Source organism: Paenibacillus sp. 7523-1 (genome assembly GCF_002276415.1).
In the GTDB taxonomy this organism is placed as follows: domain Bacteria; phylum Bacillota; class Bacilli; order Paenibacillales; family Paenibacillaceae; genus Paenibacillus; species Paenibacillus illinoisensis_A.
Window position 1 is genome coordinate 177,710 of record NZ_NPBR01000022.1, and the last position, 20,485, is coordinate 198,194.

General features: G+C 48.1%; 22 protein-coding genes. 20 read left to right on the top strand and 2 right to left on the bottom strand.

Annotated elements, in window-relative coordinates; genetic code table 11:
- Positions 1-4: 4 nt before the first annotated feature.
- The 11 genes from cntA to CHH60_RS23015 all read left to right on the top strand — a co-directional run bounded on the left by cntA (position 5) and on the right by CHH60_RS23015 (position 10,969).
- On the top strand, positions 5-1,603 hold the full coding sequence (gene cntA, locus CHH60_RS22965) for a staphylopine-dependent metal ABC transporter substrate-binding lipoprotein (RefSeq protein ID WP_095361398.1): 1,599 nt from the start codon (positions 5-7) through the stop codon (positions 1,601-1,603).
- A gap of 35 nt (positions 1,604-1,638) precedes the next feature.
- Positions 1,639-2,571: a nickel/cobalt ABC transporter permease gene (gene opp1B, locus CHH60_RS22970; protein ID WP_095361329.1), complete on the top strand. Its 933-nt coding sequence runs from the start codon at positions 1,639-1,641 to the stop codon at positions 2,569-2,571.
- Complete coding sequence (gene cntC, locus CHH60_RS22975; protein WP_095361330.1) at positions 2,571-3,467, top strand: staphylopine uptake ABC transporter permease subunit CntC; 897 nt, start codon at positions 2,571-2,573, stop codon at positions 3,465-3,467. Before opp1B ends, cntC begins: the two co-directional genes overlap by 1 nt.
- Positions 3,448-4,272, top strand: coding sequence for a staphylopine uptake ABC transporter ATP-binding protein CntD (cntD, locus tag CHH60_RS22980; protein WP_095361331.1), 825 nt, complete (start codon positions 3,448-3,450; stop codon positions 4,270-4,272). The genes cntC and cntD overlap by 20 nt, the downstream gene beginning before the upstream one ends.
- Positions 4,259-5,011, top strand: coding sequence for an ABC transporter ATP-binding protein (locus CHH60_RS22985; protein WP_095361332.1), 753 nt, complete (start codon positions 4,259-4,261; stop codon positions 5,009-5,011). Before cntD ends, CHH60_RS22985 begins: the two co-directional genes overlap by 14 nt.
- 13 nt (positions 5,012-5,024) lie before the next feature.
- Positions 5,025-6,221 carry a staphylopine family metallophore export MFS transporter CntE gene (gene cntE, locus CHH60_RS22990; RefSeq protein ID WP_095361333.1) on the top strand — a complete coding sequence of 399 codons (1,197 nt, stop codon included), beginning with the start codon at positions 5,025-5,027 and terminating at the stop codon, positions 6,219-6,221.
- Positions 6,222-6,400: 179 nt separating this feature from the next.
- Positions 6,401-7,627 (top strand): staphylopine family metallophore export MFS transporter CntE, encoded by a 1,227-nt coding sequence (gene cntE / locus CHH60_RS22995; RefSeq protein ID WP_255248056.1) that lies wholly within the window; start codon positions 6,401-6,403, stop codon positions 7,625-7,627.
- A 282-nt stretch (positions 7,628-7,909) separates the two neighbouring features.
- Positions 7,910-9,106 carry a GTP-binding protein gene (locus CHH60_RS23000; RefSeq protein ID WP_095361334.1) on the top strand — a complete coding sequence of 399 codons (1,197 nt, stop codon included), beginning with the start codon at positions 7,910-7,912 and terminating at the stop codon, positions 9,104-9,106.
- Between the two features lie 72 nt (positions 9,107-9,178).
- A complete protein-coding gene (gene rpsN, locus CHH60_RS23005; protein ID WP_063566651.1) occupies positions 9,179-9,448 on the top strand; it encodes a 30S ribosomal protein S14 in 270 nt (89 codons plus the stop codon).
- Positions 9,449-9,490: 42 nt separating this feature from the next.
- Positions 9,491-9,823 carry a DUF3024 domain-containing protein gene (locus CHH60_RS23010; RefSeq protein WP_095361335.1) on the top strand — a complete coding sequence of 111 codons (333 nt, stop codon included), beginning with the start codon at positions 9,491-9,493 and terminating at the stop codon, positions 9,821-9,823.
- Positions 9,824-10,165: 342 nt separating this feature from the next.
- Positions 10,166-10,969, top strand: coding sequence for an undecaprenyl-diphosphate phosphatase (locus tag CHH60_RS23015; RefSeq protein ID WP_095361336.1), 804 nt, complete (start codon positions 10,166-10,168; stop codon positions 10,967-10,969).
- A gap of 222 nt (positions 10,970-11,191) precedes the next feature.
- On the opposite strand, the gene CHH60_RS23020 is transcribed toward CHH60_RS23015, so the two are convergent.
- The gene (locus CHH60_RS23020) at positions 11,192-11,953 is read right to left on the bottom strand and encodes an SDR family oxidoreductase (RefSeq protein WP_095361337.1); all 762 of its coding nucleotides are present in this window, start codon (positions 11,951-11,953) and stop codon (positions 11,192-11,194) included.
- Between the two features lie 170 nt (positions 11,954-12,123).
- On the opposite strand from CHH60_RS23020, the gene CHH60_RS23025 reads away from it, so the two are divergent.
- Complete coding sequence (locus CHH60_RS23025; protein WP_095361338.1) at positions 12,124-13,044, top strand: AraC family transcriptional regulator; 921 nt, start codon at positions 12,124-12,126, stop codon at positions 13,042-13,044.
- Between the two features lie 166 nt (positions 13,045-13,210).
- On the opposite strand, the gene CHH60_RS23030 is transcribed toward CHH60_RS23025, so the two are convergent.
- Complete coding sequence (locus CHH60_RS23030; protein ID WP_095361339.1) at positions 13,211-14,272, bottom strand: substrate-binding domain-containing protein; 1,062 nt, start codon at positions 14,270-14,272, stop codon at positions 13,211-13,213.
- A 258-nt stretch (positions 14,273-14,530) separates the two neighbouring features.
- Here CHH60_RS23030 and modA point away from each other — a divergent pair, with 258 nt between their 5' ends.
- From modA to CHH60_RS23070, 8 genes are all read left to right on the top strand, one after another.
- Positions 14,531-15,370: a molybdate ABC transporter substrate-binding protein gene (gene modA / locus CHH60_RS23035; RefSeq protein WP_095361400.1), complete on the top strand. Its 840-nt coding sequence runs from the start codon at positions 14,531-14,533 to the stop codon at positions 15,368-15,370.
- The gene (modB, locus tag CHH60_RS23040) at positions 15,367-16,050 is read left to right on the top strand and encodes a molybdate ABC transporter permease subunit (RefSeq protein ID WP_095361340.1); all 684 of its coding nucleotides are present in this window, start codon (positions 15,367-15,369) and stop codon (positions 16,048-16,050) included. The genes modA and modB overlap by 4 nt, the downstream gene beginning before the upstream one ends.
- A gap of 332 nt (positions 16,051-16,382) precedes the next feature.
- Positions 16,383-16,715, top strand: a complete 333-nt coding sequence (locus CHH60_RS23045; RefSeq protein ID WP_095291961.1) for a hypothetical protein — start codon at positions 16,383-16,385, stop codon at positions 16,713-16,715.
- 278 nt (positions 16,716-16,993) lie between these two features.
- On the top strand, positions 16,994-17,833 hold the full coding sequence (locus CHH60_RS23050; protein ID WP_095361341.1) for a transporter substrate-binding domain-containing protein: 840 nt from the start codon (positions 16,994-16,996) through the stop codon (positions 17,831-17,833).
- Positions 17,834-17,857: 24 nt separating this feature from the next.
- Positions 17,858-18,601, top strand: coding sequence for an amino acid ABC transporter permease (locus CHH60_RS23055; protein ID WP_095361342.1), 744 nt, complete (start codon positions 17,858-17,860; stop codon positions 18,599-18,601).
- A gap of 4 nt (positions 18,602-18,605) precedes the next feature.
- Complete coding sequence (locus tag CHH60_RS23060; protein WP_095361343.1) at positions 18,606-19,316, top strand: amino acid ABC transporter permease; 711 nt, start codon at positions 18,606-18,608, stop codon at positions 19,314-19,316.
- On the top strand, positions 19,313-20,065 hold the full coding sequence (locus tag CHH60_RS23065) for an amino acid ABC transporter ATP-binding protein (RefSeq protein ID WP_095361344.1): 753 nt from the start codon (positions 19,313-19,315) through the stop codon (positions 20,063-20,065). The genes CHH60_RS23060 and CHH60_RS23065 overlap by 4 nt, the downstream gene beginning before the upstream one ends.
- Positions 20,066-20,186: 121 nt before the next feature.
- Positions 20,187-20,474 carry a nucleoside-diphosphate sugar epimerase gene (locus tag CHH60_RS23070; RefSeq protein WP_095291953.1) on the top strand — a complete coding sequence of 96 codons (288 nt, stop codon included), beginning with the start codon at positions 20,187-20,189 and terminating at the stop codon, positions 20,472-20,474.
- The last annotated feature ends 11 nt before the right edge of the window (positions 20,475-20,485 follow it).

The following is a 20,485-nucleotide window of genomic DNA, read 5'->3' on the forward strand; positions in this document are numbered from 1 at the left end:
CCGTATGGGCTTAAGTATTATATTTGCGCTGGTGTTGGTCGTATTGGCCGGTTGCGGCGAGAAGGGAACTGCACAGACGGGGGCAGCCGAAGGAGAGAGGAAGACGGATTTGATCTATGCTTCCGCCAAGGATATTAATGATATGAATCCCCATTTGTACACAGGCTCCATGCCTGCTCAAGGTATGGTATATGAGTCATTGGTAGAGAACACGGCAGATGGCATTCAGCCCTTGCTTGCGGAATCATGGGACATTTCAGAGGACGGAAAGGTGTACACCTTTCATTTGCGAAAAGACGTAAAGTTCCAGGACGGAGAACCGTTCAACGCCGAGGCGGTCAAGGCTAATTTTGATGCGGTCCAGGCCAATAGTGAGAAACATGCGTGGATTAAGCTGTCCACCAAAATTGTGAGTACAAATGTCATTGATGAACACACCGTTGAATTGGTGCTGTCCAGTACCTATTATCCGACATTGGTGGAATTGTCCATGACCCGGCCCTATGTGTTCATTTCTCCCAAAGACATGATCAATGGCGGGACCAAAGATGGTGTGAATGGTTACCATGGAACAGGGCCATACATGCTTACGGAGCATAATGTAGACGAGAATGCGACGTTTGAGGCGAACGAAAGTTATTGGGGAGGCGAACCCGAGATTCAAAAAATCGTAGCCAAAGTTCTCCCGGCAGGAGAGACAACGTTTCTGGCTTTGCAAAAAGGCGAAATTGACTTTGTGTTCACCGATGACCGGGGTGCCGACAGTATTGATGTTCATGCCATGAATCAACTGGCGGAATCAGGGGAGTATCAGGTCATACGAAGTGAACCGATGAACACAAGCATCATGGCGGCCAACAGCAGCAAAAAGGATAACCCGGTCAGTGAAACAGCCGTTCGGGAAGCCATTTGGCATGCCATTGATCGGGATACCATCAGCAACGACATCTTTGAGGGAACACAGACACCTGCCCAGACTCTATTCTCTTCCAATGTGAACTACGCCGACGTGGAATTGAAGACACGGCCTTATGATGTAAGCACTGCAGAGAAGCTGCTGGACGAAGCAGGCTGGACTTTAGGCAGTGGTGCTGCTGTACGAACTAAAGAGGGGCAAGAGCTGAAGATGGATTTATATTATGACAGCAACTCCTCTACGCAGAAAACACAGGCTGAATACATTCAGAATGAATTGAAAAACATCGGTATCCAGCTATCGATCATCGGCGAAGAATCCTCATCCATCGCTAACCGAAGATCAACGGGCGAGTATGATCTGCTGTTCAATCAGACATGGGGACTGGCTTATGATCCACAGAGCACCATTTCTGCCTTTGCCTCAAGCTCAGCGTATCTGCATACAACAAGCGGAATGCCTGATGCCGAGGAACTGTACGCCAAGATTGAAGACGTGATGGTGTCCACCGATGAAAGTGCAAGGAAAGCACTGTATGCTGACATCATGAAGATGGTTCACGAGGAAGCTGTATTTATCCCTCTTACCAACGGAAGCATGACAATCGTGGCACCCAAAAATTTGGATGGCATTGCGTTTAAGCAGACCCAGTTTGAGCTGCCATTTGAGCGCATGAAATTTAAATAGAGTCCATTGGATTTTATGTAAAAAAGGAGATGGATATGGGGAGTTTTATCGTCAAACGGATTCTGCTCGCAATACCCCTGCTGCTGATTATTTCGTTTCTAACCTTTGTTCTAATCAATCTGTCACCGCTGGATCCTGCCGTTGTTGTGCTGCAGGCACAGGAAGTTCCGCAGATTACGGATGAGCTGATTGCCCAAACCAAGGCAGAGCTCGGCATGGATCGACCGTTTATGATTCAATATGGAAACTGGCTGCTGGCCTGTCTTCAGCTGGACTTTGGCGATTCCTATGTGACTGGAAATTCCGTCTGGTCCATGATTGGCCCGGCATTTGTGAACACGCTTAAATTAACGCTGATATCTTCTATCTTCATTATTCTCTTCTCGATCCTGTTAGGTGTGATCTGTGCAATGAGGGAAGGGAAGATGATGGATAAGTCTGTACGTGGCTTCTCCTTCCTGCTCACGGCGATACCTTCCTACTGGCTTGCAGCTATGCTGATCTGGTACTTCTCCGTCAAGCTTGATCTGCTGCCCACCAGCGGAATGGATTCACCGCAGAGCTATATTCTTCCGGTCATCGTCATTACGGTAAGTTATGTAGGTATCTACTTCAGGAGCGTCAGAAGTTCCATGCTTAACAATTTAAACGAAGATTATGTTCTATACGCGCGAGCCAGCGGAATCCCCGAGAGAAAGGTAACACTGCATATCTTGCGGAATTCGCTGCAGGTGTCCGTTTCCATCTTTTGTATGGCCATCCCTATTGTACTTGGAAGCACGGTTGTGATTGAAAATGTGTTTGCCTGGCCAGGTCTGGGCCGATTAAGCGTCAGATCCATCCTGAGCCGGGATTTTCCGATTATCCAGGCGTACGTGCTTATTCTGGCTGTCACATTTGTGCTGTTTAATACGCTTTCCGATATCGTGAACGCGGCACTGAATCCCAGACTCAGAAAGGAATTCTAATGAGAAACCTTCGCAATTTAAGCCAGGATAAGCTCGCCATGGCGTCTCTTGCTTTTATCGTGGTGATGATCGTTGCTGGCGTTCTTGCTCCCTTGTTTGCACCGCATGATCCCGAGGAAGTAAACATGAAGCTCAGGTATGCATCAGCATCGTGGTCGTATCTCCTTGGCAATGATCATCTGGGCAGATGTGTGTTGTCGAGGTTGATCTATGGCATTCGGCCAAGTGTACTGTGGGTTTTGGCTGCTCTGCTGGCCTCTGTTCTTCTGGGGGCCCTCGTGGGGTTCATCTCTGGTTACTTCAAAGGAAAAACCGACGCCATCCTCATGAGGATCTGTGATATTATGCTTTCTTTTCCGGGATACGTGATGACGCTTGCGGTAGTTGGCATTTTGGGTGCTGGTCTTGAAAATATTCTGATCGCCTTTGTGGTCATGAAATGGGCATGGTTTGCCCGGGTTATTCGTACATCGGTCATGCAATATTCCGAGATGGATTATGTGAGATTCGCCAGGGCTTCGGGAATCAGCCACCTGCGAATCATTCACAAGCACATTCTGCCCGTTACCTTTTCGGACATTGCTGTCATTTCGAGCAGCTCCATTTGCTCCATGATCCTGCAAATTTCCGGGCTGTCATTTCTCGGATTGGGCGTTCAGGCACCGCAAGCCGAGTGGGGCATGATGCTGAATGAGGCCAGAGAAGTCATGTTCTCCAGGCCAGAGTTAATGCTTGCGCCAGGTCTTGCGATTGTTTTGGTCGTATCGGCATTCAATTTTCTGTCCGATGCGCTGCAAGTGGCGCTTGACCCCAAATTGATGACGTCCAAAACGGGCGGCAAGCTTCGTGGAAGGAAGAGAGGTGAACAGGTCTCTTATGAATATATTGGAAGTTGAGCAACTGCGAATATGGGATGCCCTTACGGAAGAAGTTATCGTGCCCGATAGTTCATTCCAGTTGAAGCAAGGGCAGTGCCTTGCCATTGTAGGGGAAAGTGGGAGCGGCAAGTCGATGACATGCAGGTCCATCATGCGCCTGAATAAACCAGCCATCCGGCAGTCCGGCCGGATTCTGTTCCAAGGGGTAGATTTGAACAAGCTCACGGAGCAGGACATGCGCAAAAAAAGGGGCCGGAATCTGTGCATGATTCTCCAGAACGGAATGGGTGCATTTGACCCCTCCTGTGTGATCGGCGTTCATCTGAAAGAGACCCTTCAGGCGCATTACGGATGGAATGCCAAGGAAGTGGAGCAGAACATGAAATTGGCCATGGAACGCGTCATGCTGAGAAATCCGGTGGACATCATGAATCAATATCCTCACCAGCTGTCAGGAGGCATGCTGCAGCGAATCATGATTGCGCTGGCACTCGTGCTGGAACCGGATGTGATCATAGCGGATGAACCTACAACGGCTCTGGATACGATTTCCCAATACGAAGTGATCGAGCAGCTGATCCAATTGCGGGAACGAATGGGATGCTCCATGATCTTTGTTTCACATGATCTGGGAGTCGTACGGAAGATCGCGGATGAGGTTCTGATCATGAAGGATGGACATATTGTGGAGTCGGGCAGCATTCACTCCGTCTTTTCGAAACCGCAGCACCCATATACACAGTTCTTGGTATCCACCCGCCGGGAGCTGAGCAATCATTTCAGGCAATTGATGCAGGAGGAACAGCATATTGCTAAACGTTGACCATGTTCATAAATCCTATCCACTAGGCGGCTTGTTTTCCGGAGGCCGGAAATCCGTTCTGCATGATGTCAGCTTTGAATGCTCGCGCGGAGAATGCCTGGGTATCATCGGGGAGAGCGGGAGCGGAAAATCCACCTTGGGCAGACTGATTTTGGGGATGGAGCGCCCGGAGCGGGGAAAGGTTTTGCTCGAAGGCAGATCTGTGCTGGACAGAAAGGCGAGAAGGGGCCGGATCAGTGCCGTTTTTCAGGATTACAAATCGTCGATCAATCCGTTTTTTACGGTCGAGGAAGCCATTATGGAACCATTACGTCTACAAAAAAAGAACCCGGAAGGCAATGCCCATTCGCTCAAAATCGATGTGCTGCTTAGCCAGGTGGGGCTGGACAATTCATACCGATCCAGGTATCCACATGAATTGTCAGGAGGAGAAGTGCAGCGGGTTTGTATCGCCAGGGCCATCTCAACAGAGCCTCAGTGCATTGTGCTGGACGAAGCAATCAGTTCACTGGATGTATCGGTTCAGACTCAGGTGCTCCATGTGCTGAAAGAGCTGAAGGAGATCTATCAGCTGACCTATATATTCATCACCCACGATATCCAGGCAGCTGCTTATATTTGTGACAGAGTGGTCATTTTCAGAGAGGGTCGCATAGAAGAAATGGTGCCTATCCAGCAGCTGAAAACCGTGAAGTCCGAGTATGCGAGAAAGCTGCTGGATCATTTAATTACTTTCTAAAGGAGAACACACCGTGAGTGCAGCATTGTCATGGCCTTTTCTGCGTTTATATCTATTGACGCTCTTATACTTTAGCGCTAACGCCATCCTCAATGTTATCATCCCTCTAAGAGGTGAATCATTGGGGGCAAGCAGCACTGTCATTGGTCTCGTCATGGGAGCGTACATGTTCACAACGATGTTTTTCAGGCCATGGGCAGGTCAGATTATCCAAAAGCATGGCCCGATCAGGATACTTCGAATCATTCTGATACTAAATGGGCTGGCGCTGATCCTATATACATTTACGGGATTGGGGGGCTATTTCGCAGCCCGTGCCCTGCAAGGGGTGTCTACCGCCTTTTTCTCCATGGCGCTCCAGATCGGCATCATCGATGCACTGCCCGAGAAGGATCGTTCACAGGGGATCTCATACTATTCCCTCTTTTCCTATATTCCGGGCATTGCCGGGCCGGTGCTTGCGCTGGGACTGTGGAATGCGGGCGGAATGGATTATTTCTCCATATTCATGATTGGGATTGCGATGATAACGGGGCTGTTTGGTTACAGTGTCAGAATGGACAAAACGAAGGAACCAGGGATTGACGCAGCACAGGACAAGACTGGACAGAAGTCCGGTATGCTGGCTTCCTTCGGAGAACTGATCCGAAATCCGTTTTTGTTCAAATGCAGTGTCATTATGCTCATCTCGTCGATTGTGTTCGGTGCCATAACGGCGTTTATTCCGCTGTACGCTCCACAATTGAATTACGGAAATGCTGGAGTGTTTCTGATGATACAGGCTGCGGTGGTCGTGGTTGCCCGTATTGCGCTTAGAAAAAAAATCCCGTCGGACGGAACATGGCACTCTTCATTTATGATGGGTACGATGCTGCTGCTGACACTCGCTGCTGCGTGCGTAGGATTGTCTATTCAGGCAGGAGCAATCCTATTTTATCTGGGCGCGGGACTCATGGGCATTGCACAGGCCATCGTGTATCCAACGCTGACGACCTATCTGTCTTTTGTCCTCCCGCAGACGAACCGCAACGTGCTCATTGGATTATTCATCGCAACGGCGGATTTGGGCGTCTCGCTTGGGGGTGTCGTTATGGGACCAGTTGCTGATCTGTTTTCATTTTCCTGGATGTATTTGATATGTGCCGTACTTGGAGCACTGATGATTATTTTTGCGTATGACCGTAGGGGACTATTGTCAGCGATGAGCTAGCAGGAAGGCTGATGCGGAATGCGTCGGCTTTTTTCTGTTGTTTCATTGTTAGCATAGGAAGTACGCATACCAAGCATTGACAAGACAAGCGGTATACGATAAATTGTCCTTTTAATCATAATGATTACGATTATTTGACTTGTCTGTTCTGGCAATAGTGAGAAAGTGGGGACAAACTTTTGGATGCTTCTGCAAACAATCATGGCAAATTAAACCCGGTCTCTTTTTCCTTTATCCGGTTTTATATGCTGGCTTTTTTATTTTTTGCCGCAAATTCGGCCTTAACGATTATTCTTCCACTGAGAAGTGAAGCAGCAGGATTGAGTCAGGCCGAAATAGGCCTCATGATGGGAGCTTACATGTTCACGTGTATGCTTCTAAGGCCGCTAGCTGCACAGCTTCTGGGGAAACATGGTCCCCTCCGGGTCATGCAATGGCTGCTTCTTCTGCATGCCGTAACGCTGGTGCTCTTCATGATTGGTGATGTGGAAGCGTACCTCTGGCTGCGGGCATTGCAAGGCGTGGCGACTGCGTTCTTCTCCATGACCATGCAGGCTGGCATTGTGGAAAAGCTTGAAGATAAGGACCGCGCACAGGGGTTATCCATGTATACACTCTTTACGATGGTTCCCTCTCTGATCGTTCCGATTCTGGCGATACAAATCTGGGAAAGTGCCCGCGATATATGGTTTACGATCCTCATGATTGGTTTGGCTGTACTGCCACTGCTAATCGGATACCGTGTAGATCTGCCCAGGCGTACGGTGCAAAATCAGTCATATACTCTAAGGGACATGATCCGTTCCTTTCGTGGTATTTGGCGCAGTACACCACTGTTGATCAGCAGTGTAGTCATGCTGTTTGCTTCCTGTGTATTTGGAGCAACGGCGACGTTTCTTCCGCTGTATATGGTATCTACGGGACTTGCGAGTGCCGGAGTGTTTTTAACGATCCAGGGACTGGTTGTTATTCTATGCCGATTTGTGCTGCGCAAAAAAATACCTTCCGACGGCAGCTGGAATACCTGGCTAATCGCAGGATTACTGCTGTGTGCAGCTCTGGGAACCCAGATGCTCGCGCTGCTGGAGCTCATTGGACCTCTGGTGTATTTGTCCGCGGTGTTCAGTGGGTTTGCCCTGGCACTTATGTATCCCACATTAACGACGTACCTGTCCTTCGTGCTCCCTGCCGATTCCAGGTATGTATTGATGGGCATGTTTATGTCCTCCTACGATCTGGGCTTCTCCTTGGGCGGACTCGCCATGGGTTTGATTGTTCAGAACAGCTCCTATTCCACGATGTTTACGATCTGTACGTTACTTTCCTTGGTTGCCATGATGCTGGTCGTCATGTTTAGAAAACGGATGGAATCAGGGAATAGAGAAAGGCTCTCTATTGCAAACTGAGGAAGCTCTCTGTACAGGCAATGCGTTGTTGTATGCTGGTTTTCACGACTCGTACTGGCTGACCTTAGGCTGTTATTTGGATGCAAAAGTTAAATGGCTTACGGACTGGATTTTTCGGGACGCATCATGCGATGTGAACTGCCGGAACCAGATCGTAGGTCTTTTTTTTACAGAAATGATTTGACAAGAGAAGCCAACAGGATTATAGTCATTGTTGTTAATCGTAATAATTACTAATAAGACCAATAACAGATTGGCTGTCACTATAAGGAGCAGATATAAATGACACAAAAGCAAGTTCCGGTAACGGTCCTCAGCGGTTACCTTGGTTCAGGTAAAACGACGGTCCTTAATCATGTACTGCACAATCGGCAGGGGCTTAAGGTAGCCGTCATTGTGAATGACATGAGTGAGGTGAACATTGATGCAGCGCTGGTCAAGGGAGAAGCTACGTTGTCCCGAACGGAAGAGAAGCTGGTTGAGCTATCCAATGGCTGCATCTGCTGCACGCTGCGGGATGATCTGATGCAGGAGATCGAGAAACTGGTGAACGAAGGCCGGTTCGATTATATCCTGATTGAATCCACGGGCATCAGTGAGCCTGTTCCGGTAGCACAGACCTTTACATACGCCGATGAAGAATCGGGTATTGATCTGACCCGTCTGGCGAAGCTGGACTGTCTGGTAACGGTGGTGGATGCCAACCGGTTCTGGCATGACTTTGCCTCAGGACAGAGTCTTCTGGATCGGAGTCAGGCAGCAGGAGAGGAAGATACCCGTGACGTGGTGGATTTGCTGATTGACCAGATTGAGACGTGTGATGTCCTGCTGCTGAACAAATGTGATCTGGTCGATGAAGTGGAGCTGAACAAGCTTGAAGGCATCATCCGTAAACTTCAGCCCCATGCCAAGATTATTCGGACCGTGAAGGGGCAGGTGAATCCTGCTGAGATTTTGAATACCGGTCTCTTTGATTTTGAAAAAGCGAGCATGTCCGCCGGATGGATTCAGGAGCTGGAAAAAGAATCACACACCCCCGAGACGGAAGAGTACGGAATTGGCTCCTTCGTGTACCGTCGCAGGAAGCCATTCCATCCCGCACGTCTGGCTGAGTTCATGAGCTACTGGCCGGAAGAGGTTGTTCGTGCCAAAGGCCTGGTTTGGCTGGCGGCTGCAGGAGATGTAGCAGCAAGCCTGAGCCAGGCGGGGCCTTCCATTCAGTTTGGACCTGCCGGACATTGGGTCGCGGCCTTGCCGGAAGCGGACAAGGAATTGATTTTTCGCACCGAGCCGGATGTCCTGGAAAATTGGGACGCCCAGTGGGGAGACCGTCAGACCGAGCTGGTGATGATTGGGATCGAGATGGAGCGTGACATGATTGAGGATGAGCTGGACCAGTGCCTGCTCAGTGATGAGGAGATGCAAGCCGACTGGGGAGGGTTTGAGAATCCCCTGCCGTGGCCTGTTGAAACTGTCTGATCGGAAGTAGGTTCTGTAATTGGAATTGTAAGGTTTAACATGTTCAAAAAAATCGTAGAGGAGCTGTAAATGATGGCCAAAAAATCAAAAGTCGTTCGTGAAAAACAGCGTCAGGCAACGGTAGCCAAGTACGCAGAGCTGCGCCGGGAGCTGAAGGAAAAAGGAGATTACGAAGCACTGCAGAAGCTGCCACGGAACGCCTCTCCAACGAGATTGAAAAATCGCTGCGAACTGACAGGACGTCCAAGAGGATATTTGCGCAAATTCAAGGTTTCACGAATTGTCTTCCGCGAACTAGCCCATCAGGGACAGATTCCGGGTGTGACCAAGTCCAGCTGGTAACGCAGAGGACATTCATTTTGGCAATGAAAGGCTGTGGATGATATGCTGGACTCATTTACCATTCGAAGAATTCAGTCGCTCATGAATGGATATATCCACGAGAAGGTGCCTGCACCGCTCCGCACGATGGTTAAGCTGACTTATGTGATGAATGGTGACGAGCTCATTCTAACAGAGGAAAGGCCAGCGGGTGAAAGGTATCAATGGGATGTGCTGCCGATCGCCCGGTTTCATTGGGAAGGTGAACAATGGAAGGTATATGCCCAGGATGAATCTAGCAGCTGGAATGCCGTAGATGTTATTGAGCCTTGTCCCGACTTTGAGGATTTGCTCGAACAAGTTGAATGGGATGAGAAGGGCATATTCTGGCGCTGAGTCCAATCGAATGCAGAGCTAATGCAACATACTTCTGGTTATACGAAGTGACTCTGGATTGATGAGGAAGAAGCAGGCTCTATTATAGATGTAGTAATAGAAAAGGCGCCGTGCCAGCGGCGTCTTTTGCTTGGGTTTCGCCTGAACAAAGTGATATATGACTTGGCAGGATAGTGGAACAAGATTCATCAATATGATCTGTATATCAATTAAATGATGTGACGATAATGTCACACTGAAATGAATATTGTTATGCTAATCGATGGGAATAAATAGTCATTCACCCTTATAATTGAATTTGCTAAGTGAGTTTACTTCGTAAAGGGGGGGGGGCATCTTCTAATGACTGATCCAATAAAAGCAATCATACTTGGGATAATAGAAGGGTTAACTGAATTCTTACCCGTATCGTCTACTGGACATCTTATTTTAGCAGGCAGTTTACTTGACTTTGAAGGAGACGCGGCAATCACCTTTAAAATTGTTATACAGTTGGGTGCAGTGATGGCAGTTCTAATTCTTTATTGGAAAAGGTATATGGAGATTGGGTCAAACTTAATTAAATTGGATTTTTCAACAAGTAAAGGATTAAACGTAATACATATGATTTTGGCTATGTTACCAGCATTAATCGTATATCTTCTATTAAAGGACACTATAAAAAGCCAATTATTCGGCCCTACACCTGTCTTATTTGGTTTAATTGCTGGTGGCTTATTAATGATCATCGCATCACGGAGTAAGAGAACTACCAGCATTGATACAATGGATAGGATTAGTTACAAACAAGCTTTTGGGATTGGCTTATTCCAATGTCTGGCCTTGTGGCCAGGTTTTTCGAGATCAGGTTCGACAATTTCAGGTGGCCTTTTGCTTGGTACTAGCCAAAAAGCTGCCGCAGATTTTACGTTCATTATTTCTGTACCTGTTATGTTTGGTGCTACCTTGTTGGACTTATACGATAGCATCGATTTACTTCGTTTAGACGATTTATATCTGATGTTAATTGGATTTATGACTTCCTTCCTTGTGGCTATGATTGCGGTAGTAACGTTTATTAAATTGATAAAGCGACTTCGATTGGAGTGGTTTGCTCTATATCGTTTTGTATTAGCAGTTCTTTTCTATTTAATCGTCATAATGTAACTTTAACTTCAAACTGACGGGAAACATTAGTCCAAAAAGAAAGGAGCAGTTGCCGGTTGGCAGCTGCTTCATTTTTCGTTAAGCTAACGGGCAGGTTAGTTTTAAGCTAAAATATTGTTTGAACCGCCCTATTGGCCAGTATGAGTAACTGCTCCCCATCAAGCTATACCTCCTATGAACAAAAGAAGTCAACCAGTAAAAACTGGTTAACTTCGCCATATCTTAGACCTGTGCAGTCGGACGGATTACAATTTCATTCACATCAATATCGTCTGGTTGCTCAATTGCGAATGCTATAGCGCGAGCAACTGCATTCGGCGGCATAGCTAACTCGTCCCGGATAGCAGCGAGACGGTTTCTAACCTCCTTATTTGTAACGCTCTCCGTAAAATTTGTTTGTACGATACCAGGCGATATGATTGTTACGCGTAGTTGTTTACCAGCCTCTTGGCGCATCCCCTCTGAGATCGCGCGAACAGCGAACTTCGTGCCTGAATAGACGGATTGATTCGGTACCGTTTTATGCCCGGCTGTAGAAGCGGTGTTGACAAAATGACCAAACCCCTGCTTGCGAAAGACAGGCAGAGCGGCGGCGATACCGTATAGTACGCCCTTCATATTGATATCAATCATTGACTCCCAGTCTTCAACACGCAATTCATCAAGGGGTGAAATCGGCATAATACCGGCATTGTTAATGAATACATCAAGCTTGCCATACTGTTCGTATGCCAAGGAGACAAGATTAGACATGTCTTCTCTCCGTTGCACGTCACAGCTCATATAAATGGCCTCACTGCCCCGTTCTGTAATGCGCTTCGCAAGTGCTTCAAGTCTATCCGTGCCTCTTGCTCCAAGCACAATCTTAGCGCCACGCTCGGCAAGCAAGAGTGCGGCCGCCTCGCCAATTCCGCTGCTTGCGCCCGTAATAACAACGACTTTGCCTTTGATTCCTGACATGGTTATGTTCTCTTCTACGCTCATCGCCCGATCCTTCTTTCATTCCAATAGTAGTCGCAAGTACTGTTGACTTACTAGTTGAAGTATAAAAGAGGGCGAAGAATATCCGGTAGACGATTACTTCGCGTTCTTTGCCTAATCCTGTCTGTCTGGATACAATATTCTCAAGGTATAGAAGAAAAGGATTGGTGATTATGAAGCAACTCTTTCCCAGGCTTACCATTTCGACCTATCAGCAAGAATTGGCTCGGCTGGTTCAGCTCCATGCTCCGATAGACGGTACACACAATTCAGCCATTAACGAGCTTTGTTTCAGGCGGGCATCGAAAGAAACAGAGCCGACTCATACGGTCAACATGCCCTCTCTATATGTGATCGCCCAAGGCTCTAAAATTGCCACGTTGGCCGGGGAAAATATCCGGTACGACTCGGCTACCTACATGGTCACCTCCGTTCATTTGCCCGTTATCGGTAAAATTACTCATGCATCGCCGCAGATACCATACTTAAGTCTACAATTAACGCTTAGTCCAGATGTTCTTCTAGATATCGTCAACAAGGCTAACCCACAGAGGAACAGGGATACTGGACGAGGGATCTTGGTGAATAGGTCTACGCCTCCCTTACTAGATGCGATTCTTCGCCTCGTCCAACTTTTAGATACACCGAAGGATATCCCAATGCTTGCTCCGCTTATCGTCCGCGAAATATTTTATCGGGTGCTACAAGGCGAGCAGGGGACGTTGCTCAGGCAGTTCGCACTGGTCGGCAGCTATGCTCATAGCATATCCCAAGCGATCCATCTTATTAACCGGAATTATTCCGAGCCTCTTGTCATTAGTGAGTTAGCAAAAAAGGTTAACATGAGCTCCACATCTTTACACAAACACTTCAAAAAAGTAACGGCAATGAGTCCATTGCAGTATCAGAAGATAATTCGGTTGCAAACGGCACGGCGACTGCTGCTCATGGAGAACTTAGATGCTGCCACCGCAGGTTTTCGCGTCGGTTACGAAAGCCCTTCTCAGTTCAATCGGGAATACTCGCGTTTATTCGGACGCCCACCGATAAGCGATGTCAGGCATCTCCGTGTTTCTTTATATGATCATCCATAAACACTATTAAAAATTTAACGACTAAGCTAACGGGAAACGATAGCTCAATAAATCTAAGAAAGCAGCTGATCATGTGATCAGCTGCTTTCTTTAACTAACGGGCCGTACAGTGTTAACGTAGGGAGCACAAGTGTGTGTTTTGGCAAACTTGTACATGAAGTCAATATTATACTTCGTACAAAATCTCACCTGTACGGGAAACGTCATAGCCTTCGAAGGATTGCAGTTCCTGTTTGAACTCCGAAGATTGAAGAATGCGCAGGACCGAATCAATCCACATCTCATTGCCCGGTTTCTTTAACATAACCAGATCATAGCGCTCCTGAGTCAGTGGAATGAAATCAACCTGACCAACAAGGCGCGCAGCCTTTTCAATGCCAATGCCCACATCCGCTTCACCGGAACTGACTTTGGCGGCAACACCCATATGACTGGTTTCTTCCAGGTTATAACCAATCAGGCGGGAAGAAGGAATCCCGTGTAAACGCAGCTGCTCATCAAGCAGGACACGCGCCCCGGAACCTTTCTCGCGGTTAGCGAGTCGCAGGTCTGGCTGATCCAGGTCTGCCCAGCCTTGTAAGCCGCGCGGGTTACCGCGCTGTACATACAATCCTGCTGGTCTTGAGAGCAGGTTTACAACGACATAGGACCAGCCAATCAGAATTTTTCGGATGTAGGGCAAATTATATTCGCCCGTATCCCCATCGAGCAGATGCGTGCTGACCAGGTCAGACTCACCGCGGTACATGGATATAAGTCCGTCCAGGCTGCCCATGAAAGAGCGCAGTGGACGAATGTCCCGCGTTTGTTTCTCCATATGGCGCATGAGAATATCCAGGCTCACATCCTGCCCGGTAATGACGACATGCCGCGCTGCATGGGGGGCAGAAGACTCCCCACGTACTATGCGGGATGCTTCGGATACCGGTCTGACTGGGGCATTGGAATAGTCATGAACAGGTGCAGCCAAAGATTTACTTGAATCAGCACTATCCATTACTGGCGCTGTTGCCGAGGATTGACTCGAAGCGGATAGCGGCCCGGCTGAGGACTGCAGCTGCTTGGCACGCCGCTTATATGCTTCCAGGTCGGTGGCATCAATCCTCATTTGTTTGCCGACGCGATAAGCGACAAGGTCTCCTTTTTTAATCAGGTCATACACGGTTAGTTTGGATATTTTGAGCAGCTTGGATATTTCTTCGGTCGTATAGGATTGCTCCTCTGTCATGTGTGAAGATCCTCCTTCAGGATGGCAAAAGCATATATGATCAAGTTCATCAACATCATGTGTAGTTTGCTGAAAGGTTTGATACAGTCTCTTGTACTATACCATTACTGCAGGAGTGTATAAACTAGACCTTCCCATTTGACCGATCTTATGTATAATGAAATATAATTAATTATAACTAGTTATAACTAAATATAACGTGTAGAAGGATCAGGGGGAGAAGAATTGAGAAAAGGAATAGGATACATACTGGGGAGCATGTCTCTCGGGATGGCTCTTGTATTGGCGGGGTGTGGTGCTGGTGCGGATAGTGCGGATTCATCTACAGCAGTTGAGCCGGTGTCCTCGGCACCTTCGACATCAGGAGATGCTAATTCAGCAGCGAATACAGAGCCGCAGGAAACCGTAGAATTAACCATCTCCGCGGCAGCAAGTCTGACCGATGCGATGAAAGAAATCGAAACCAATTATGAGCTTGCCCACCCTTATATCGAACTTAACTTTAACTTCGGGGCATCGGGAGCACTGCAGCAGCAGATTGAACAGGGTGCACCTGCTGATATTTTTGTATCGGCGGCAACGAAAAATATGAATGCTCTGGTAGACGAGAACCTGATTGCATCTGCTGACCAGAAGAATTTGCTGCAGAACTCACTTGTCACAATCATTCCAGCAGGTAGTGAAAATGCGGTATCAAACGAGCAGGATCTGACAGCGGATTCTGTTAAAACCGTAGCCATCGGGATTCCGGAAAGTGTTCCGGCAGGAACCTATGCGAAGGAAGCACTGACCAATGCAAGTCTGTGGGATCAGCTCGAAAGCAAGCTTGTGCAGGGCAAGGATGTCAGACAGGTTCTGCAGTATGTAGAGACTGGAAATGCAGACGCGGGATTTGTGTACAAAACGGATGCGCTGACCTCGGATCAGGTGAAAATTGCATTTGAGGTGGACAAGAACAGTTATACACCGGCGAATTATCCGGTAGGCATTATTGAGGGAACGAAACACCGGACAGAAGCAGAACAATTTTACGCGTATTTGCAAACCCCTGAAGTGCTGGATGTATTTGCGAAATACGGGTTCTCTGTTCCCGAATGATTGGTACGGAGATCGACTGGACCGCATTCTGGTCACCTGTTCGCCTGTCACTTCAGGTTGCTCTGTTGTCCAGCGTAATCGCAGCCGTGCTCGGCATTGCTGTAGCCTGGTGGATGTCACGCCGCTCTTTTCGCGGCAAAATTGTGCTGGAAACCGTGTTTATGCTGCCGCTGGTGCTCCCGCCAACCGTGGTTGGCTTTCTGTTACTCGTTTTGCTGGGACGCAAAAGTCTGCTCGGACAATGGATTGAAGCCATCTTCTCGGCGCCGGTCATCTTCTCCTGGTGGGCTGCGGTGATTGCTTCAGTGGTCGTGGCCTTCCCCTTGGTTTATCAGACCATGAAATCCGGTTTCAGTGGTATTGATAGGGATCTGGAGGATGCGGGCAGATCGATCGGGGCGAATGAGTGGCAGGTATTCCGTTACATTTCGCTGCCGCTGGCCGGACGTGCGCTTATGACAGCCTTCATATTGGGTTTTGCTCGGGCACTGGGGGAATTCGGGGCCACACTGATGATCGCTGGAAATATTCCTGGCAAAACCCAAACCGTACCTACCGCAATCTACGTTGCAGTGGATTCGGGCAATCAGACCATGGCATGGGCATGGACAGGTTCCATCATTATTATCTCATTTGTCATGTTGCTTCTAACGAGGCAGCCTACCCATGAGAAGGCTTGAACAGATGCTAGGCTAATGAAGAAGTTTTAAATGACGAAGACCCGCCAAGGAATATGCCTTGAAGCGGGTTTTATGCTGTATAGGTGGTTATTGCCGTGTAAGTGAACCTTCTTTGAAGCAACTCATTTTGGAGTCATTTTATCGTAAATCAGACTTTAGGAAAAGAATGCTCCAATCCAAACGGTCTATACGATAACTGAAAACTTTTATGCACAAAAAAACCAAAAAAATTTCCAAATTTCGTACTTTCAACCCTCGCCTAAAGCAGCCCTTTTCCTGTAAAATAGAAGTAACTGATTCCAGCAAGCACTGAAATAAGGAGAGAGACGACAATGAATACTAAACCTGATTGCGGCGTATCGTTGCAAATCGACGATTATCTGGATCTTTTGCATTTTGCCATCCAAATTCAGGATCAGGAATGGCAGCAGTCCCTTATCCACCAGCTCAAGATATTTCAGCCGGCAGCGGAGCAGCAGCGGACACCAGAAGAGGAATTATGGACAAGGCTGGATTATATCAACAGTAAGCTGACGGGGCTGTGCAACCAGCTGCATGCAGCACACACCCAGGATGAACGCGACAAATGCAAAGAACGAATTGGCCTCCTGCAATCACAGCGACTGGAAGTCGCACGTAAAATTAAGTGGGCCAGTCGCAGATAGATAACATCACGAATCGAGGAAGCCTTTTCTCCGCCAGACCAGATGGGGAGGGGCTTTTTTTGGTGTATGAATTTCATAGGCAATGTCCGAATAGAGAAGTTCTATAACATTATCAGGATGTCCTATTAGGCTTCGTATTGCCTCAGGATAACCCAGGGTGATATTCTTTGATCAACCTAATTCCGACTATACAAGTGAGAATGGTTAGTTAAGAATCGGAGAAATGGGAGTTTACATTATATTGGCTGTGTAACACAGTCTGTTGGAGGAGATCGGGAATGGCTAAAAAATGGGGGATTCATCAATTTCGGACAGCGCTTCTGTTCGTAACTATGCTCGCGGTGCTGGCAGGATGCAGCACAGGCAATGCTTCAAATGAAGCGGAGACCACATCAGCGTCCGGTCAAGATACAGTGAAGAAGATTATCGTAGGTACAGGTACGCAATTTCCGAATGTGTGCTTCATTGATGAGAATGGCAAATTGACTGGATACGATGTGGAATTGATTCGCGAGATTGATAAACGGCTGCCCGAGTATGAGTTTGAATTCAGCACCATGGAGTTCAAAAACCTGCTGCTCAGCCTGGAGACGAAAAAAATTGATCTGATCGCTCATCAGATGGAAGTGAATGAAGAGAGACAGGCGAAGTTCCTGTTTAATGATGAAGCTTATAATATTTTCCCCAACAAAGTAGTCGTGAGTCAGAAAAACCAGGATGTGAATTCCATTGACGATCTGAAAGGGAAAAAACTGATTGTGGGTGCAACGAGCAATGCGGCTGTTCTGGCTGAGAAGTGGAATGCGGACAATGGCAACAGCATTGATATCGTATACTCGGGAGCCGGTGAAGACACGATTACCCAGATCAAATCAGGCCGGGTGGATGCAACAATTAGTACGCAGTTCGCCATCGACTATCAGAATAAGGCTGTGGATGCCCAATTAAAAACAGTTGGAGAAGCTTTATCGAATTCCAAAGTATATTTTATCCTCAACAAGGACGAGCAGGAACTCAAAACCAAAGTGGATGAAGCTCTCAAATCAATCAAGGAAGACGGAACATTAGGCAAGCTGAGCACAGAGTGGCTTGGTGCGGATTATACGGTTGAAGAGTAGCCTGAGAAAGGTGTGCAAGCGGTAATGGGAAAAGCATTTGATATATCCTTGGTTCTGGATTTCATCCCGGAACTGTTAAGGTATCTGCATATAACTCTGATCGTGCTGGGCGGGTCCATAGTGCTTGGTCTGGTAGGCGGTGTGCTTCTGGCAGTTCCTAGACTCTACCGAATTCCGGTACTGAGTCAGCTCGCCACCCTGTATGTATCTTTCATGCGCGGCACACCGATTCTCATCAAGCTGTTTCTGGTCTATTACGGCCTGCCCGAATTGCTTAAGCCAATTGGCATTGACCTCTCCAGAACCGATCCACTGGTATTTGTTATCGTGACCTATGCACTTAGCGATGCTGCATCCTTTGCGGAGATTTTCCGCGGAGCCGTTCGCAGTGTTGACAAGGGCCAGACCGAAGCGGCTTATGCAGCAGGGATGACAACGTTTCAGTCCTTTCGGCGGATTGTTGTTCCCCAAGCGCTTATTGTGGCTTTCCCCAATATGGCGAATACGCTGATCGGTTCGCTGAAGGACACGTCCCTTGCTTTTTCCATCGGTGTCATGGATATGGTGGGCAGAGGGCAGACGCTGATCTCGGCAACGTCACATGCGCTTGAGGTGTATATCAGCCTGTCGGTTGTTTATTATGTCATTGTTATTGTCCTTGAAAAAGGGTTTGCTCTTGCTGAACGCAGACTGCAGCGTCATGAACGCAAAAGCACGATGCCTAAGCCAGCGGTCAGAGCTGAACGCTTGAAACGAATAGCGGGGTGAGCATATGTCCATTGATCTCCAGTTTATTTATACGTCTTTTTTCAAAATTCTGACGGCATTGCCACTGACACTCGTGATCACGATTGTGCCGCTGATAGCAGGTTTCGGGATTGGTCTTGCCACTGCGCTGATTCGAATCTATCAGGTGCCATGGATTCACCGGGTAGCCGCTTTCTACGTTTCCTTTCTGCGCGGTACGCCGATGCTCATGCATCTGTTTCTGATCTATTACGGTATACCGATGATTATTGATAAACTCTCTGAACGGTACGGATGGGCTTTTCAATCGGCTTCCATACCTATTCTGGTATTTGTATTGATTGCCTTCTCGCTAACAGCAGGAGCGTATATGTCCGAGATTATCCGTTCGGGTATTCTCGCTGTGGAACGTGGACAGATGGAGGCTGCGCATGCCGTAGGCATGAGTACCTCACAGGCCTTGCGGCGCATCATTCTCCCTCAGGCCATCGGTGCTGTATTGCCCAATCTATGCAGCATGTTTGTCGGATTTCTCCATGGATCGACGCTGGCCTTCACGGTTTCACAGATGGATATTCTCGGAAAGGCAGATGTCGTTGCATCCGTCAGTTTGAAATTTCTGGAGGCTTTCATTGCAGCGGCAGTGATCTATTGGGGCCTGACCATCATCGCCGAACGGATTACCGCTCTGCTGGAACGCCGGGTCGCCTTGTATAGCAAAGGAGGGGTTTCATGATTACACTAAGCAATATCCACAAGTCTTTTGGCAAGCAGGAAGTGCTGAAAGGCATTGATCTGACGGTAGAGCAGGGGGATGTGGTCGCCATTCTTGGACCCAGCGGGTCGGGCAAAACAACATTGCTGCGCTGTGTGAATTTCCTGGAACGTGCAGATGAAGGGAAGGTCCAGATCAGCGGATTGGGCGTGGACTGCAAACATGCGCGCAAACACGATATCGTGCAGATCAGACGGAAAACGGCCATGGTTTTTCAGCATTACAATTTGTTCAAACACAAAACAGTGCTGGATAACGTCACAGAAGGGCTAATTGTGGCACAGAAGATGTCCAAGGCAGATGCCCGTGCACGTGCCCTGCGTGTTCTTGAACAAGTAGGGCTTTCTGCCAAAATCAATGAGTATCCAAGCATGCTGTCTGGCGGACAGCAGCAGCGGGTCGGCATTGCCCGCGCACTGGCTCTGAATCCAGAGGTCATCCTGTTCGATGAACCGACTTCTGCCCTGGATCCAGAGCTGGTCGGAGAGGTATTATCGGTCATTCGTTCGATTGCCCAGGAGGGCATCACGATGATCGTTGTTACCCATGAAATGGGTTTTGCGCGTGAAGTGGCGAATCGGGTTATCTTCATGGATGGGGGGCATGTCGTGGAGCAAGGAACACCTGAGGAAATCTTTTTACGGCCCAAGCAGGAACGAACCCGCCAATTCCTGAGCCGATACTCCTCTGATTGGAGTTATGTCATTTGACGATATAGGCGCAAGCTGGAGTAACTGACGATCCCGGCCCGGCATATGCTGTAGCAGGCAAATGCTGATAGGCCGGGTTTTTCTATGGGTGAAGCAGGCCGTGACGGTAAGGAGGAGGACCATGCAGAGCAAAGTTGATGAAATACTCACACATATTGCACACTCACACCAGCAGCTTGCACGAGTATTGGATGCCAAACGTCAAGTCGCTGTGCGGATGTCTGAAATTATTAATCATTTGCCGGATATCGAACCGGAGCTGGATGGCGTAGAGGGTCTGCTGGATAGCTCTGGACAAATCAACAAAAGCATCATCTCCTATTTGGGGGGCCTTGCGGATCTGGAAGAAGCTGTTGCCGAAACGCTGACCCAGGTCATGCGGGAGATGGCAGGTCAAGAGGAAGAATAAGCCCGGAAGGC

What these genes read in the sequence shown, in the direction of transcription:
- rpsN (WP_063566651.1), top strand. Translation starts at nt 9,179, where the DNA reads ATGGCCAAAAAATCAAAAGTCGTTCGTGAAAAACAGCGTCAGGCAACG.
- CHH60_RS23020 (WP_095361337.1), bottom strand. Translation starts at nt 11,953, where the DNA reads ATGAGCGTAGAAGAGAACATAACCATGTCAGGAATCAAAGGCAAAGTC.
- CHH60_RS23010 (WP_095361335.1), top strand. Translation starts at nt 9,491, where the DNA reads ATGCTGGACTCATTTACCATTCGAAGAATTCAGTCGCTCATGAATGGA.
- CHH60_RS23000 (WP_095361334.1), top strand. Translation starts at nt 7,910, where the DNA reads ATGACACAAAAGCAAGTTCCGGTAACGGTCCTCAGCGGTTACCTTGGT.
- modB (WP_095361340.1), top strand. Translation starts at nt 15,367, where the DNA reads ATGATTGGTACGGAGATCGACTGGACCGCATTCTGGTCACCTGTTCGC.
- cntD (WP_095361331.1), top strand. Translation starts at nt 3,448, where the DNA reads ATGAATATATTGGAAGTTGAGCAACTGCGAATATGGGATGCCCTTACG.
- cntC (WP_095361330.1), top strand. Translation starts at nt 2,571, where the DNA reads ATGAGAAACCTTCGCAATTTAAGCCAGGATAAGCTCGCCATGGCGTCT.
- modA (WP_095361400.1), top strand. Translation starts at nt 14,531, where the DNA reads ATGTCTCTCGGGATGGCTCTTGTATTGGCGGGGTGTGGTGCTGGTGCG.
- CHH60_RS23025 (WP_095361338.1), top strand. Translation starts at nt 12,124, where the DNA reads ATGAAGCAACTCTTTCCCAGGCTTACCATTTCGACCTATCAGCAAGAA.
- CHH60_RS23030 (WP_095361339.1), bottom strand. Translation starts at nt 14,272, where the DNA reads ATGACAGAGGAGCAATCCTATACGACCGAAGAAATATCCAAGCTGCTC.
- CHH60_RS23050 (WP_095361341.1), top strand. Translation starts at nt 16,994, where the DNA reads ATGGCTAAAAAATGGGGGATTCATCAATTTCGGACAGCGCTTCTGTTC.
- CHH60_RS23070 (WP_095291953.1), top strand. Translation starts at nt 20,187, where the DNA reads ATGCAGAGCAAAGTTGATGAAATACTCACACATATTGCACACTCACAC.
- CHH60_RS23045 (WP_095291961.1), top strand. Translation starts at nt 16,383, where the DNA reads ATGAATACTAAACCTGATTGCGGCGTATCGTTGCAAATCGACGATTAT.
- opp1B (WP_095361329.1), top strand. Translation starts at nt 1,639, where the DNA reads ATGGGGAGTTTTATCGTCAAACGGATTCTGCTCGCAATACCCCTGCTG.
- CHH60_RS23055 (WP_095361342.1), top strand. Translation starts at nt 17,858, where the DNA reads ATGGGAAAAGCATTTGATATATCCTTGGTTCTGGATTTCATCCCGGAA.
- CHH60_RS23060 (WP_095361343.1), top strand. Translation starts at nt 18,606, where the DNA reads ATGTCCATTGATCTCCAGTTTATTTATACGTCTTTTTTCAAAATTCTG.
- cntA (WP_095361398.1), top strand. Translation starts at nt 5, where the DNA reads ATGGGCTTAAGTATTATATTTGCGCTGGTGTTGGTCGTATTGGCCGGT.
- CHH60_RS23065 (WP_095361344.1), top strand. Translation starts at nt 19,313, where the DNA reads ATGATTACACTAAGCAATATCCACAAGTCTTTTGGCAAGCAGGAAGTG.
- CHH60_RS23015 (WP_095361336.1), top strand. Translation starts at nt 10,166, where the DNA reads ATGACTGATCCAATAAAAGCAATCATACTTGGGATAATAGAAGGGTTA.